Origin of the sequence: Sphingopyxis sp. (assembly GCF_035998965.1) — a bacterium.
Taxonomy (GTDB): domain Bacteria; phylum Pseudomonadota; class Alphaproteobacteria; order Sphingomonadales; family Sphingomonadaceae; genus Sphingopyxis.
This window is the reverse complement of record NZ_DASYHE010000100.1, coordinates 1-13693: the sequence shown is the minus strand read 5'-3', so window position 1 is coordinate 13693 and position 13693 is coordinate 1. Positions and strand designations below refer to the sequence as shown.

Genomic DNA, 13693 nt, shown 5'->3' with positions numbered 1-13693 from the left:
TGGCCTTGTCGCTTTGGAGTAGTTTCCGGTCATTCCGTTCAAATCTGCGCCGAACGTCCGTTTCGGGGTGGAAAGCTGACGCAAAAGACTTGGCACGACGCGTGACGTTGGTTTACGTGTCGCTTTTGAGGCAAACGACACTTGGATGATAAAATGCGAGTTGCCTTAGCCCTTCCGCTAATCGCGCTAGGTGCATGCGGATTAGTTTCCTCAGTTCCGACGGCCAATGATATTCCTCAGGCGTGGGAGTGTATTTTGTTCACATGCGCGGATGGCGGCGATTGTGGCGCAAACTCATTTGTAAGCGACGTTTCCAAACTGAAATGTGAGTCTAAGCCTGCTTGGTTCCATCCGCAGGCTCAGTGTTCTTTCGACGCGAAAGTGTATGGATATGTTTCTGCAGGGTCGGGATATTATATGGCCAAGAATGAAGATTGGCATTTGAGCCGCATTTTCACCAAGCGGGGCGACTCGTGGTGTATGGCACCGTTGCCCGGAAACAACGCTTCGCATTTAGATGACAAAGCGAAATCTCTGAGAATCGACGTGAGTCAAAGGGATGAACGCCAGCGGCCATGAACGTCCGCAATTGGTCGTTAGCGGACGCCTACCCCAGCACCCAGCTCCGCCGCGGATAACCCTGCGCCCACAGCAGCGCGGTCAGGTCATGGTGCCGCACGACCGCCGCCGCCGCCTCGCCCGCCGCCGGGTGCGGATAATAGCCGATCCCCAGCCCCGCCGCCGTAATCATCGGAATATCGTTCGCGCCGTCGCCCACCGCCAGCGTGTCGGCGAGCGGCAGGCCGTGCTTCGCCGCCTCGGCCTTCAGCGTTTCCAGCTTTGCCGCGCTATCGACGATCGGCTCGATCACCCTCCCGGTCAGCTTGCCGTCCTTAATCTCCAGCTCGTTCGCCAGCACCTTGTCGAATCCGATCGCCTCGCCAACCGGCCCCGCGAACGGCATGAAGCCCCCCGATACCAGCACCGAATAAGCACCATGCGCCTTCATCGTCTGTACCAACGTGCGCGCGCCGCGCGTCAGCTTCACCCGCTCCATCCGGCATTCGACCAGCGTCGCCTCGGGCATCCCTGCCAGCAATCCCACCCGCTCGATCAGCGCCGCGCGGAAATCAAGCTCGCCGCGCATCGCGCGCTCGGTGATCGCCGCGATCTCGGGCTTCAGCCCCGCATAATCGGCCAGTTCGTCGATGCACTCGACGGTGATCATCGTCGAATCCATGTCGGCGATGATCAGCTTCTTCGTCCGGTCGCCCTGCGGCTGGACGATCGTGTCGAGCGATCCATGGTCCATCAGCGCCAATTCCTTGCGCGCGCTGACCAGGCTACCGTGAAAGACGATATCGGCGGCATCGCCCTCGTCGAGCCAGTGCGGCGCGCCGACGTCATGGCCTGTTGCGTCGAGCCGATCGATCGCTTCGCGAACCACCTCGTCGGTCAGCTTTCCGGCTGCTATCAGCGTCGCGACGAACATGGCTACTCCTTTATCTTCTTTCGGCCCACGGCCACCTGTCGCACTTATCGCTGGCCCCACCGCCAGCGGCAAGAGCGCATTGGCGGTGGCGCTGGCAAAAGCCGTCGGGCGCGGCGTTGTGATCAATGCCGATGCCAGCCAGGTCTATACCGACATCGCTATTCTCTCGGCGCGCCCGACCGACGAAGAGATGGCGGGCATCCCGCACCACCTCTTCGGCCATATCGACGCCGCCGAGCCGCATAACGCCGCGCGCTGGGCCGATGAAGCGCGCGCCGCGATCGCCGCGGCGCACGCCGCGGGCGACATCCCGATCCTCGTCGGCGGCACCGGCCTGCACATCCGCACCCTGCTCGACGGCATTTCGCCGATCCCCGAGATCGACCCCGATGTGCGCGCCGCGGTCCGCGCTTTGCCCGTCGCCGACGCCCACGCCGCGCTCACCCGCGAAGATCCCGATACCGCCGCGCGCCTCAATCCCGCAGACACCACCCGCATCGCCCGCGCGCTCGAAGTCGTTCGCTCGACCGGCCACCCGCTCGGCCACTGGCACGCTGCGCACACGGGCGGCATCGGCGACACGATCACCCTCGCCCCGCTCATCCTCCTCCCGCCGCGCGAGTGGCTGCGCGACCGCTGCGACCAGCGGCTGGTCCAGATGTTCGACGACGGCTCGATCGGCGAAGTCGAAGCGCTGCTCGCGCGCAACCTCGATCCCGACCTTCCCGCGATGCGCGCCATCGGGGTGCCGCAAATCGCCCAATATCTGATCGGCGCGATCGACCGCGACGAAGCACTCACGCTCACGCAGGCCGCCACGCGCCAATATGCCAAACGCCAATATACCTGGTTCCGCAATCAGCCACCCGCCGACTGGCCGCGCCACACAGAGTCACTAAACAACGATTCTATTGATGAATTAGCAATTATATTACGTCAAAGGCTGTTGACAGGATAGAATCATATACCTATTGCCCGCAACCCTGTTGCAGCGCACAAGCGCGGCGTTTTTGGATTGAAAGGAGTTTCGTCGTGACGGAAATGAGCGGTGCCGACATGGTGGTTCAGGCGCTGGTCGACCTTGGCGTCGATACAGTGTTCGGCTATCCGGGCGGCGCGGTGCTTCCGATCTACGACGCGCTTTTCAAGCACCCGACGATCAAGCACATCCTCGTCCGCCACGAGCAGGCCGCGACCCACGCGGCAGAGGGCTATGCGCGCTCGACCGGCAAGCCCGGGGTCGTCCTCGTCACCTCCGGCCCCGGCGCGACCAATGCCGTCACCGGCATCACCGACGCTTTGCTCGACTCCATCCCCATGGTCGTGCTGACGGGACAGGTGCCGACGACGCTGATCGGCACCGATGCGTTTCAGGAATGCGACACCGTCGGCATTACGCGCCACTGCACCAAGCATAATTACCTCGTGATGGACCCCGACCGCCTCGGCCCGATCCTGCATGAGGCCTTTTATATCGCGACCCATGGCCGCCCCGGCCCGGTGGTCATCGACATCCCCAAAAACGTCCAGGTCGCGACCGGCACTTACTCGATCCCCAACCGGATCGATCACAAAAGCTATCGCCCGCAGGTCGATCCCGACGCCGATGCGATTGCACAGGCCATCGCGATGATCGCCGCATCTGAGCGCCCGATTTTTTACACCGGCGGCGGCGTCATCAACGCCGGTCCCGACGCGAGTGCGGCGCTGCGCCAGCTCGCCGAGCTCACCGGCGCGCCGGTCACTTCGACCCTGATGGGGCTCGGCGCCTTCCCGGCCGACGATGAAAAATGGCTCGGCATGCTCGGCATGCACGGCACCTATGAAGCCAATATGGCGATGAACCGCGCCGACCTGATCATCGCGGTCGGCGCGCGCTTCGACGACCGTGTCACCGGCCGTCTCGACGCTTTCTCGCCCAATTCCAAAAAGATCCACATCGACATTGATCGCAGTTCGATCAACAAGATCGTCCCCGTCGATCTCGCGGTGGTCGGCGACGCCGGGCGCGCGCTCGATGCGCTGATCGCGGCGTGGGCCGACAAGGGCCACAAAGCCCGTGACCTTGGCGAATGGTGGCGCCGCCTCGACGGCTGGCGCGCGACGCGCTGCCTCGACTTTCCCGAGAAGAAGGAGGATGGCGCCGAAATCATGCCGCAGCGTGCGGTCAAGGCGCTGTTCGACGCGACCCGCGGCATGGACCCGATCATCACCACCGAGGTCGGCCAGCACCAGATGTGGGCGGCGCAGCATTTCCACTTCGACAGCCCCAATCGTTGGTTGACCAGCGGCGGTCTCGGCACGATGGGCTATGGATTCCCCGCCGCGGTCGGCGCTCAGATCGCGCACCCCGATCGCCTCGTCAGCGGCATCGCGGGCGAGGCCTCGCTCCAGATGAATATCCAGGAAATGGGCACCGTCGCGCAATATCGCCTGCCGGTGAAAATCTTCATCCTCAACAACCAGTGGATGGGCATGGTCCGCCAGTGGCAGGAGCTGACCTACGAAAGCCGCTATTCGAACAGCTATTCGGACAGCCTGCCCGACTTCGTGAAGCTCGCCGACGCCTATGGCTGGACCGGCCTGCGCATCGACACGCTCGGTGAACTCGCCGACGGCATCCAGACGATGTTGGGCACCCCGGGACCGGTGATCGTCGACTGCCGCGTCGCGCAGCTCGCCAACTGCTTCCCAATGATCCCGAGCGGCGCCGCGCACACCGACATGATCCTCCAGCCGAACGACATCGTCGGCACGATGGACGACGAAGCCAAGGCGCTGGTGTGATGATCTCAACTTCAATCTTCTCCCCCCCGGCGGGGGAGAAAAGACTTGGCTTGGCGGCTTGCCGCGTAGCAAGTCTTAGAGAGGGGGAGCGGCCTTTCAGGCCACGCGCGCCCTTGGCGCGCAGACCCCTCACCCAGCTCCGACTACGCAGCAAGCTGCCAAGTCTCCACAACCCTCTCCCGCAAGGGGAGAGGGGAGGATTGTCATGAAAATCCACACCGAAGCGGGCGAGCGCCATGTGCTCGCCGTCACCGTCGATAACGAGGCGGGCATTCTCGCCAAGATCACCGGGCTGTTCTCGGCGCGCGGCTATAATATCGAAAGCCTGACCGTCGCCGACATCAGCGCCGATCATGCGCTGTCGCGGATCACCATCGTCACCAGCGGCCCGCCCGCGGTGATCGACCAGATCATCGCCCAGCTCGACCGCCTCGTGCCCGTCCACTCGGTCACCGACCTTGCCGACGGCGGCGCGCATGTCGAGCGCGAGATCGCGCTGGTCAAGGTCGCGGGCAGCGGCGACAAACGCATCGAGGCGCTGCGCATGGCCGACGTCTTTCGCGCCAAGGTCGTCGACACGACGCTCAGCAGCTTCATCTTCGAAATCACCGGGACGAGCGACAAGGTCGACCGCTTCATCGCGCTGATGCGCGAATGCGGGCTGGTCGAAGTCGGCCGCACCGGCGTCGTCGCCATCGCCCGCGGGTCGGAGGCGGTTTAGGGTTTACGTTTAGGGTCTCAACGATCGTCACCCCGGACTTGATCCGGGGTCCATGGATGCCGGATCAAGTCCGGCATGACGAAAAACTAGCAGGGAAGAAAACATGCAAGTCTATTACGATCGCGACGCCGACCAAGATCTGATCAAGGGCAAAAAGGTCGCCGTCGTCGGCTATGGCAGCCAGGGCCACGCCCATGCGCAGAACCTGCGCGACAGCGGCGTCAGCGAAGTCGCGATCGCCCTGCGCGCCGGTTCGGCAACTGCAAAGAAGGCCGAGGCTGCGGGCTTCAAGGTGCTGACGAACAAGGAAGCCGCCGAATGGGCCGACGTCATCATGATCGCCGCCCCCGACGAATTGCAGGCGAAAATCTACGCCGATGACCTCGCCGCCAATATGAAGCCCGGCGCCGCGCTCGCTTTCGCGCACGGCCTCAACATCCACTTCGGCCTGATCGAAGCGCGCCCCGACATCGACGTCTTCATGGTCGCGCCCAAAGGCCCCGGCCACACCGTGCGTAGCGAATATCAAAAGGGCGGCGGCGTCCCCTGCCTGATCGCGGTCGCACAGGAAGCGACCGGCAATAGCGGCAACGGCTATGCCAAGGCGCTCGCCCTTTCCTACGCCTCTGCCGTCGGCGGCGGCCGCAGCGGCATCATCGAAACGACGTTCAAGGAAGAGTGCGAAACCGACCTCTTCGGCGAACAGGCGGTGCTCTGCGGCGGCATCACCCATCTGATCCAAGCGGGTTTCGAAACGCTGGTCGAGGCGGGCTACGCCCCCGAAATGGCCTATTTCGAATGCCTCCACGAAACCAAGCTGATCGTCGACCTGCTTTATGAAGGCGGCATCGCCAACATGCGTTACTCGATCAGCAACACCGCCGAATATGGCGACATCAAAACCGGCCCGCGCATCATCACCGAAGAGACCAAGAAGGAAATGAAGCGCGTGCTTCAGGACATTCAGTCGGGCCGCTTCGTCAAGGATTTCGTCCTCGACAACCAGGCCGGCCAGCCCGAACTGAAAGCCAGCCGCAAAGCCGCCGCCGCGCATCCGATCGAGAAAGTCGGCGGCGAACTGCGCGCGATGATGCCGTGGATCGCCAAGAACCAGCTGGTCGACAAGGCGAAGAACTGAGTGAGCACCCCCTCCCCTTCAGGGGAGGGGCAGCGAGACTTGCGGGCTTGCCCGCTAGTCGCAGCGGGGTGGGCGTCGACGCTGGCGCCTTCCCGCGACCCCCACCCCAACCCCGCCCCTGAAGGGGAGGGGCTTGTGATATCGGCCCTGATGACCGACCAATCCCACCCCTTCGACACCCACCGCGCCGACCTTGCCGCGCTGGCCGCGCAAAGCAGCCGCCGCGCCCTCGCGCCGCGCGCCGGCCGCGACTTCGCGTCGAACGACTATCTCGGCCTCGCCGATAGCGACACGCTGCGCGCCGCACTCACCGTCGGGATAGAACGCGGTCTGCCCGCCGGATCGGGCGGCTCGCGCTTGCTCCGCGGCAACCACCCCCAGCATGAAGCGCTCGAAGCCCATGCCGCGCGCCATTATGGCAGCGAAGCCGCGCTGTTCTTTGCCACCGGCTTCGCCGCCAACACCGCACTCTTTGCCACCCTGCCGCAGCGCGGCGACCTTGTTGTCCATGACGAACTGATCCACGCCAGCGCGCACGACGGCATGAAGCTCGGCCGCGCCGGGACCGTCGCCGCCGCGCACAACGACGCGCAGGCGTTCGACGACATCATCGCCCGCTGGCGCGCGGGAGGCGGCGGCGGCACACCATGGATCGCGGTCGAAAGCCTCTACAGCATGGACGGCGACCGCGCCCCGCTCGCCCAACTTGCCGCCGTCGCCGACCGCTACGACGCCATACTCGTCGTCGATGAAGCGCACGCAACCGGCGTCTTCGGTCCCTGCGGCGCGGGCCTCGCCCACGCGCTACCGCGCCGCGACAACCTCATCACCCTTCACACCTGCGGCAAGGCGCTCGGCTGCGAAGGCGCGCTGCTCTGCGCGCCCGCGATCGCCTGCGACTTCATCGTCAACCGCGGCCGCCCCTTCATCTTCTCCACCGCGCCCTCGCCGCTGATGGCCTGGCTCGTCCGTAACGCGATCGAGATCGTCGCGAACGAGCCCGAACGGCAGGCCCGCCTGCACGCGGTCGTCCGCCACGCGACCGAACGTCTCGTGCCCCTCGGCATTCCCGCCAGCGGCACCCAGATCCTGCCCGTCATCATCGGCGACAACGAGCGCACGATGCGCATCGCCGCGGCGCTGCGTGAGGCCGGGTTCGACATCCGCGGCATCCGCCCGCCAACCGTGCCGCAGGGGACCGCACGGCTGCGCATCGCGATCACCCTCAACGTCGACGAGGCCGACATCGACGCAATGGCCGACGCGCTCGCGCAAGCGATGGCCGCAGCATGACCCGCTTCGTCGTCACCGGCACCGACACCGGCATCGGCAAGACGATTTTTTCGGCGGCGCTCGCGGGTGCGACGGGCGCGCCTTACTGGAAGCCGATCCAGGCGGGCCTTGACGATGAAACCGATAGCGAGACGGTCGCCAAACTCCTCCCTGTGGCGAAGCCATGGGGAGGGGGACCGCCGCGAAGCGGTGGTGGAGGGGCCGCAACCTCGCCCCAAAGCCCCTCCGTCAGCGCTTCGCGCTGCCAACTCCCCACGACTTCGTCGCAGAGAGGATCAATCCTCCCTGAAGCCTATCGCCTCAAAACCCCCGCCTCCCCGCATATCGCCGCCGAGATCGATGGCATCGCCATCGACCTCGCCGCGCTCACCCCGCCCCCCGGCGACCTCATCATCGAGGGCGCGGGCGGCGCGCTCGTCCCCGTCACGCGCACCACCCTCTACGCCGACCTGTTCGCGCGCTGGCAGATCCCGGTCATCGTCTGCGCCCGCACCGCGCTCGGCACGATCAACCACAGCCTGCTGACGATGGAGGCGTTGCGGAGCCGGGGCGTCCCGATCCACGGCCTCGCCTTCCTCGGCGATGCGATGGAGGATAGCGAAGCAATCATCGCGCAAATCAGCGGTGTGCGCCGCTTGGGCCGGTTTCCGATCGTCGATCCGTTGACACCTGAAACGCTGGCGGAAGCGTTTGCCGCCAATTTTGATCTGACAGATTTCCGCTAGCTTTTCGTCATCCCGGCGAAGGCCGGGATCTCGCCGTCGAATTTGACCGCACCGATGAGATCCCGGCCTTCGCCGGGATGACGGAATTGAGTAAGGCCCAGGCCATGACCACCAACCAATCCCCCATCTGGCACCCCTTCACCCAGCACGGCCTTGGCGACCCGATCCCGCTGATCGCCCGCGGCGACGGTGCCCGCCTATTTGACGCGCAAAACAACAGCTGGATCGACGCGATCTCCAGCTGGTGGGTCACCACCCACGGCCACGCCCACCCGCGCATCATGGCCGCGATCCGCGCCCAGTCTGAACGGCTCGACCAGCTGATCTTCGCGGGCTGGACCCACGAACCCGCCGAGACGCTCGCCGCCGAACTGATCCGCATCACCCCCGATCCGCTCACCCGCGTCTTCTTCTCGGACTCGGGTTCGACCAGCGTCGAGGTCGCGCTCAAGATGGCGCTCGGCTACTGGTTCAACATCGGCGAGCCGCGCAGCCGCATCCTCGTCCTCGACCATAGCTATCATGGCGACACCATCGGCACGATGTCGGTCGGCGAACGCGGCGTCTATAACCGCGCCTGGCAGCCCCTGTTGTTCGATGTCGATACGATCCCCTTCCCGCACGAAGGCATGGAACAAGCCACGCTCGACGCGCTCGAAGCCGCCTGCGCCCAAAAGCCAGCCGCCTTCATCGTCGAACCGCTCATCCTCGGCGCGGGCGGCATGCTCATCTACCCCGCCTGGATGCTCGCCGAAATGCGCGCCATCTGCGCCCGCCACAACGTCCTGTTCATCGCCGACGAGGTGATGACCGGCTGGGGCCGAACCGGCACCCGCTTCGCCTGCGACCAGGCGGGCGTCATCCCCGACATCGTCTGCCTGTCGAAAGGCCTGACCGGCGGCGCGCTGCCGCTCGCGGTGACGCTCTGCATCGAACCGATCTTCGCAGCGCATTGGTCAACTGACCGCAGCAAGACCTTCTATCATTCGAGCAGCTACACCGCGAACCCGATCGCCTGCGCCGCTGCCAACGCGAACCTCGCCATCTGGCGCGACGAGCCGGTGCAGCAGCGTATCGACACCCTCGCCGACGCGCAGGCCGCGCACCTCTCGCTCCTCACCCACGACCCGCGCGTCGCCAATCCCCGCCGCCTCGGCACCATCGCCGCGCTCGACATCACGGTCCCCGACAGCGGCTATCTGTCAAACCTCGCCCCGCGCCTGATCGCCTTCTATCGCGAGCGCGGCGTCCTCCTCCGCCCGCTCGGCAACACGGTGTATGTGATGCCGCCCTACTGCATCACCGCCGATGATCTCGCGCAGGTGTGGAGCGCGATCGGGGCATCGCTGGATACAATCTAGTCCTCCCTGTGGCGAAACCATGGGGAGGTGGCAGCGCGAAGCGCTGACGGAGGGGCTTTGGCGTTGCCGTTGCCGCCCCTCCACCACGCCCTTCGGGCGCGGTCCCCCTCCCCATCGCTACGCGACAGGGAGGATTTTTCCTTAACGTCATCCCGGACTTGATCCGGGATCCACGACGGCGGCGCAGCTATGGCCCCCCGATCAAGCCCATCCCGAGCTTGCCAAAACCTAGCGTTTTTCCAGCAGCAATTTGTCGCTCGCTTGGCGGATGATCCCCTCGATCATCGGCCGCACGAACCCCAGCCCCGCGGGCAGCTCGAAATCGATGACCAGCGCCGCATCCTCGACCGTCGCGCTCGATGCGATGCTGTGCCCCATCGCATGGATCACAAAATCCATCCGGTCGTCATGCTCCCAGCGATGCTCGACCCGCCCCAGTCCACCGGGAATCAGTTTGCCCAGATCGTCGGCGCGCGCGGCCATGCGGCGGCGCACTTCGGCGCGCGGCAGGTCATGGGCGATGCGAACGCTCGGCATAGAATCGGCTCCTTCGATCGGCGATGTGGGGCGCGGGGTAAGACGATGCAACGCCCGATCGGCTCGGCAGTTAGGCTTAGGTTCATCTAGCCCGCCTATCACCGACGGCGGGAGAGGCTTTGGAGGCACGACGCCCGATGACGATAAAGCCGACCTGTTACCTGTTCCCGCTGCTCGCCGCGCTCGCCTTCACCGCGCCCGCCGCGGCGCAGGCCGACGATTCGCTCGCGCAATCGGCGCAGCCGCCGCAGCGCACCTCGGTGCTTTATACCTTCGGCAGCGATCCCTGCCCCGAACCCGTCGGCGACGAAATCATCGTTTGCGCCCAGCAGCCCGAATCCGAACGCTACCGCGTCCCCAAGGAACTGCGCGAAGAGCTGAAGGAAGACGTCGTCGTCGGTGGCGGCAGCTGGGCGTCAAAGGTCGAAGGCTATGAGGATATCGCGCGCCAGACGCGCCCCGGCAGTTGCTCGCCGTCGGGCAGCTATGGCTTCACCGGCTGCGCCGCGCTCGCCCTGCGCGAATGGTTCGAGGCGCGCCGCGCGCCCTGACGGAACCACGCAGCGAAACATTGCGTTTCCTGTGGGCTGATTGACGCGGCCCTGTCCGCACGCCTAGCCTGACCGCCCCCAACAGGAGATCCATCCATGCGCCGTATCGCTCCCCTCGCCGCCGTTGCCCTCGCTGTCGTCGCGGTTCCCGTCGTCATCGCCCAGAACGCGCCGCAGGTTCCCGGCGCGCCCGACAAGGCGCGCGTCGCCGCGGGCAGCTACGCCGCCGACGCGGGCCACACGATGGTCGTGTGGGAAGTCGATCATTTCGGCTTCAGCAAATACACCGGCATCTTCGGCGACGTCACCGGCACCCTGGTCATCGATCCCGCCAATCCCGCCGCCGCCAAGGTCGATGTAACGATCCCGGTCGCCAAGGTCACCACCGCCAGCAGCGGCCTAACCGGCCATCTGCTCCGTGCGGGCAAGGATGGCGGCAAACCGGACTTCTTCGGCGCCGCCCCCGCCGACGCCAAATTCGTCTCGACCAGCGTCGTGCTCGACGACGACGGCGACGAAGCCACGGTCACCGGCAATCTCAACCTGAATGGCGTGACCAAGCCGGTCACGCTCGACGTCGATTTCCACGGCGCCGGGACCAATCCCTATAACAAGAAAGCGACCGTCGGTTTCCAGGCCGAGGGCAAGATCCGCCGCAGCGATTTCGGCATCGCCTATGGCATCCCCGCAGTCAGCGACGAAGTCGAACTCGAAATCCACGCCGCGTTCGAAAAACAGTAAGCGCGGTATAACCGCACCCCAATCTGTCACACGCACCGCGTAAAAGCCGGGGCGGGATCTTCACCGGTCCCGCCCCGTTTTCACGAGGAGCCCGTGTGATGAGCGAACTGGTACGCGAAATTGTCGATGTGAACGCCTTCATCGGCGGCGACGAGGAACATCCGCTGCTGACCGTCGAGGCCGAGGGTCTCACCCCCACCGCGGGCTGGGCCAATGTCCGGCTCGACCCGCATGTTTACAGCACCCCGCCCGAGGACGGCGTACAGGACTTCGACCTCGTCGGCGATCGCCCCGCGGGCAGCGATGAAGGCGCACTCACCCAGGTCGAGGCCGCGTGGGAAGGCCCGCTCCCCGACTGGCTGATCGCGGTGCGCGTCCACGCGATCGACAATATGATCGAGGACGAGATTTTCGAGCCGTGGGACGAGGACGACGCGGAGAGCGAAGCCGCCTGACGCTCGCCCGCCGCACGTTTTCCCGGTCCCCTGCCCTGCGCCGGATCGCGGCCCGCCCGCGGTCCGGCGCCGTTTTGCGGTTCATCGCCCAGCCAGCAATCCGCGCCTAGCCTCCCCTCATCAAAGGGAGGACCATCATGCGTATCCTGCTGCTCGCCGCCGCGCTCACCACCACCCCCGCGCTCGGCCAAGCCAATCCGCAGATCGACTATCCCGCCTTCCAGGCGCTCACCACCAGCGTCGCGCCGCAGCGCGCCACCCGCCTGCTCGCCTTCGACGCCTTCAAGGCCGAAGCGGCGAAACCCGACGTCCTCCTCCTCGACGCCCGCTCGGCCGACGCCTTTGTGCGTGGGCATATCAAGGGCGCGGTCAACCTGCCGCTCACCGATTTCACCGCCGACAGCCTCGCCGCGGTGATCGGCGCCAACCCCGACCGTCCCATCCTCATCTATTGCAACAATAATTTCCGCAACAATGTCGCCCCGGTGCCGGTCAAATCGGTCGCGCTCGCGCTCAATATCCAGACCTTCATCAACCTCGTCGGCTACGGCTATCCCAATGTGTACGAACTCGCCGATGTCGTCGATTTCAATGATCCCGCGGTGGAGTGGGTGAAGGGCTGACCCTCATTACCGTCATCCCGGCGAAGGCCGGGATCTCGCCGGTGCGCCATTACGCGAGGGTGAGATCCCGGCCTTCGCCGGGATGACGAAAACTGGCACCCCACGCAATTTTCCCACTCCCCCCTTGCCAAGCGCGACATTTTGCATCACTAGGGCGGCCATGCGCGGCAACGCCCTTCTTCTTCTTCTGCGACTTACACGCCCTTGGGCGTGACACCGGCTGCGCGTTAGTCGCGGCCACCCGCTCAAGGGTCCGATCGACATCATCGCAACCGACCAGCAGAAGACCATCCCATGACCATGCTCCGCGACCCTTCGGTCAAGTACAGCGCCTTTCCGCAAGTTCCGCTCGCGCACCGCGAATGGCCCACCCGCGTCACCACCGCCGCGCCGATCTGGCTGTCCACCGACATGCGCGACGGCAATCAGGCGCTGATCGACCCGATGGATGCCGAGAAAAAGGCGCGCTTCTTCGACCTCCTCTGCCGCATCGGCCTGAAAGAGATCGAAGTCGGCTTTCCCAGCGCCGGCGCGACCGAGTTCGACTTCATCTCGGGCCTCGTCCGCGACGGCCGCATCCCCGACGACGTCACCCCGCAGGTGCTCACCCAAAGCCGCGCCGACCTCATCCGCACCAGCTTCGACAGCCTCGCCGGCGCCAAAACCGCGATCGTCCACGTCTATAACGCGGTCAGCCCCGCCTGGCGCCGCATCGTGTTCGGCATGGAAATGCCCGAAATCAAGGCGATCGCGATCGAGGGCGCGAAGCAGCTGCGCGACAACGCCGCACGCCTCCCCGGCACCGACTGGCGGTTTCAGTACAGCCCCGAAACCTTCTCGACCGCCGAACTCGATTTCAGCATCGAGTGCTGCGCCGCGGTGATGGACATCCTGCAACCCACCACCGACAAGCCGATCATCCTCAACCTGCCCGCCACGGTCGAGGCGTCGACCGCGAACATCTACGCCGACCAGATCGAATATTTCTGCAAGAACCTCCCCGGCCGCGACAGGGCAATCATCTCGCTCCACACCCACAACGACCGCGGCACCGGCGTCGCCGCCGCCGAGCTCGGCCTGCTCGCGGGCGCCGATCGCGTCGAGGGCTGCCTGTTCGGCAATGGCGAACGCACCGGCAACACCTGCCTCGTCACCATCGCGCTGAATATGTACACGCAGGGGGTCGACCCCGGGCTCGACTTTTCGAACATCGACGAAGTCATCGCGACGGTCGAATATTGCAACCAGCTCCCCGTCCACCCGCGCCAC

General features: G+C 65.4%; 14 protein-coding genes. 12 read left to right on the top strand and 2 right to left on the bottom strand.

Annotated features, from left to right (window positions below; all coding sequences use genetic code 11):
• Positions 1-607: 607 nt before the first annotated feature.
• Positions 608-1492 (bottom strand): phosphoserine phosphatase SerB, encoded by an 885-nt coding sequence (serB, locus tag VGN68_RS19720; RefSeq protein ID WP_327479293.1) that lies wholly within the window; start codon positions 1490-1492, stop codon positions 608-610.
• Here serB and miaA point away from each other — a divergent pair.
• The 7 genes from miaA to VGN68_RS19685 all read left to right on the top strand — a co-directional run bounded on the left by miaA (position 1491) and on the right by VGN68_RS19685 (position 9517).
• On the top strand, positions 1491-2450 hold the full coding sequence (miaA, locus tag VGN68_RS19715; protein ID WP_327479291.1) for a tRNA (adenosine(37)-N6)-dimethylallyltransferase MiaA: 960 nt from the start codon (positions 1491-1493) through the stop codon (positions 2448-2450). The genes serB and miaA overlap by 2 nt on opposite strands.
• Before the next feature lie 74 nt (positions 2451-2524).
• Positions 2525-4279 carry a biosynthetic-type acetolactate synthase large subunit gene (gene ilvB, locus VGN68_RS19710; RefSeq protein ID WP_327479289.1) on the top strand — a complete coding sequence of 585 codons (1755 nt, stop codon included), beginning with the start codon at positions 2525-2527 and terminating at the stop codon, positions 4277-4279.
• Positions 4280-4484: 205 nt separating this feature from the next.
• Entirely contained in the window at positions 4485-5000 is a 516-nt protein-coding gene (gene ilvN, locus VGN68_RS19705; protein WP_293699478.1) for an acetolactate synthase small subunit, read from the top strand.
• 103 nt (positions 5001-5103) lie between these two features.
• The gene (gene ilvC, locus VGN68_RS19700; protein ID WP_327479286.1) at positions 5104-6138 is read left to right on the top strand and encodes a ketol-acid reductoisomerase; all 1035 of its coding nucleotides are present in this window, start codon (positions 5104-5106) and stop codon (positions 6136-6138) included.
• 150 nt (positions 6139-6288) lie between these two features.
• Positions 6289-7431, top strand: coding sequence for an 8-amino-7-oxononanoate synthase (locus tag VGN68_RS19695; RefSeq protein ID WP_327479284.1), 1143 nt, complete (start codon positions 6289-6291; stop codon positions 7429-7431).
• Positions 7428-8156: an ATP-dependent dethiobiotin synthetase BioD gene (gene bioD, locus VGN68_RS19690; protein ID WP_327479282.1), complete on the top strand. Its 729-nt coding sequence runs from the start codon at positions 7428-7430 to the stop codon at positions 8154-8156. Before VGN68_RS19695 ends, bioD begins: the two co-directional genes overlap by 4 nt.
• Positions 8157-8260: 104 nt before the next feature.
• Positions 8261-9517 (top strand): adenosylmethionine--8-amino-7-oxononanoate transaminase, encoded by a 1257-nt coding sequence (locus VGN68_RS19685; protein ID WP_327479280.1) that lies wholly within the window; start codon positions 8261-8263, stop codon positions 9515-9517.
• A 228-nt stretch (positions 9518-9745) separates the two neighbouring features.
• Here the strand turns inward: VGN68_RS19685 and VGN68_RS19680 are convergent, their stop codons facing one another.
• Positions 9746-10054, bottom strand: coding sequence for a polyhydroxyalkanoic acid system family protein (locus tag VGN68_RS19680; protein WP_327479278.1), 309 nt, complete (start codon positions 10052-10054; stop codon positions 9746-9748).
• Positions 10055-10191: 137 nt separating this feature from the next.
• On the opposite strand from VGN68_RS19680, the gene VGN68_RS19675 reads away from it, so the two are divergent.
• The 5 genes from VGN68_RS19675 to VGN68_RS19655 all read left to right on the top strand — a co-directional run.
• Positions 10192-10605: a hypothetical protein gene (locus VGN68_RS19675; protein ID WP_327479276.1), complete on the top strand. Its 414-nt coding sequence runs from the start codon at positions 10192-10194 to the stop codon at positions 10603-10605.
• Between the two features lie 96 nt (positions 10606-10701).
• On the top strand, positions 10702-11346 hold the full coding sequence (locus tag VGN68_RS19670) for a YceI family protein (RefSeq protein WP_327479274.1): 645 nt from the start codon (positions 10702-10704) through the stop codon (positions 11344-11346).
• A gap of 98 nt (positions 11347-11444) precedes the next feature.
• Positions 11445-11801: a hypothetical protein gene (locus VGN68_RS19665; RefSeq protein ID WP_327479272.1), complete on the top strand. Its 357-nt coding sequence runs from the start codon at positions 11445-11447 to the stop codon at positions 11799-11801.
• 137 nt (positions 11802-11938) lie between these two features.
• Entirely contained in the window at positions 11939-12424 is a 486-nt protein-coding gene (locus VGN68_RS19660) for a rhodanese-like domain-containing protein (protein ID WP_327479270.1), read from the top strand.
• Positions 12425-12718: 294 nt separating this feature from the next.
• Positions 12719-13693: 2-isopropylmalate synthase (locus VGN68_RS19655; protein ID WP_327479268.1), on the top strand; the 975-nt coding region annotated here is incomplete at its 3' end.

Excerpts from the sequence above, each read along its gene's own strand:
- miaA (WP_327479291.1), top strand. The coding sequence starts at position 1,491 with ATGGCTACTCCTTTATCTTCTTTCGGCCCACGGCCACCTGTCGCACTT.
- serB (WP_327479293.1), bottom strand. The coding sequence starts at position 1,492 with ATGTTCGTCGCGACGCTGATAGCAGCCGGAAAGCTGACCGACGAGGTG.
- ilvN (WP_293699478.1), top strand. The coding sequence starts at position 4,485 with ATGAAAATCCACACCGAAGCGGGCGAGCGCCATGTGCTCGCCGTCACC.
- ilvC (WP_327479286.1), top strand. The coding sequence starts at position 5,104 with ATGCAAGTCTATTACGATCGCGACGCCGACCAAGATCTGATCAAGGGC.
- VGN68_RS19695 (WP_327479284.1), top strand. The coding sequence starts at position 6,289 with ATGACCGACCAATCCCACCCCTTCGACACCCACCGCGCCGACCTTGCC.
- bioD (WP_327479282.1), top strand. The coding sequence starts at position 7,428 with ATGACCCGCTTCGTCGTCACCGGCACCGACACCGGCATCGGCAAGACG.
- VGN68_RS19685 (WP_327479280.1), top strand. The coding sequence starts at position 8,261 with ATGACCACCAACCAATCCCCCATCTGGCACCCCTTCACCCAGCACGGC.
- VGN68_RS19680 (WP_327479278.1), bottom strand. The coding sequence starts at position 10,054 with ATGCCGAGCGTTCGCATCGCCCATGACCTGCCGCGCGCCGAAGTGCGC.
- VGN68_RS19675 (WP_327479276.1), top strand. The coding sequence starts at position 10,192 with ATGACGATAAAGCCGACCTGTTACCTGTTCCCGCTGCTCGCCGCGCTC.
- VGN68_RS19670 (WP_327479274.1), top strand. The coding sequence starts at position 10,702 with ATGCGCCGTATCGCTCCCCTCGCCGCCGTTGCCCTCGCTGTCGTCGCG.
- VGN68_RS19665 (WP_327479272.1), top strand. The coding sequence starts at position 11,445 with ATGAGCGAACTGGTACGCGAAATTGTCGATGTGAACGCCTTCATCGGC.
- VGN68_RS19660 (WP_327479270.1), top strand. The coding sequence starts at position 11,939 with ATGCGTATCCTGCTGCTCGCCGCCGCGCTCACCACCACCCCCGCGCTC.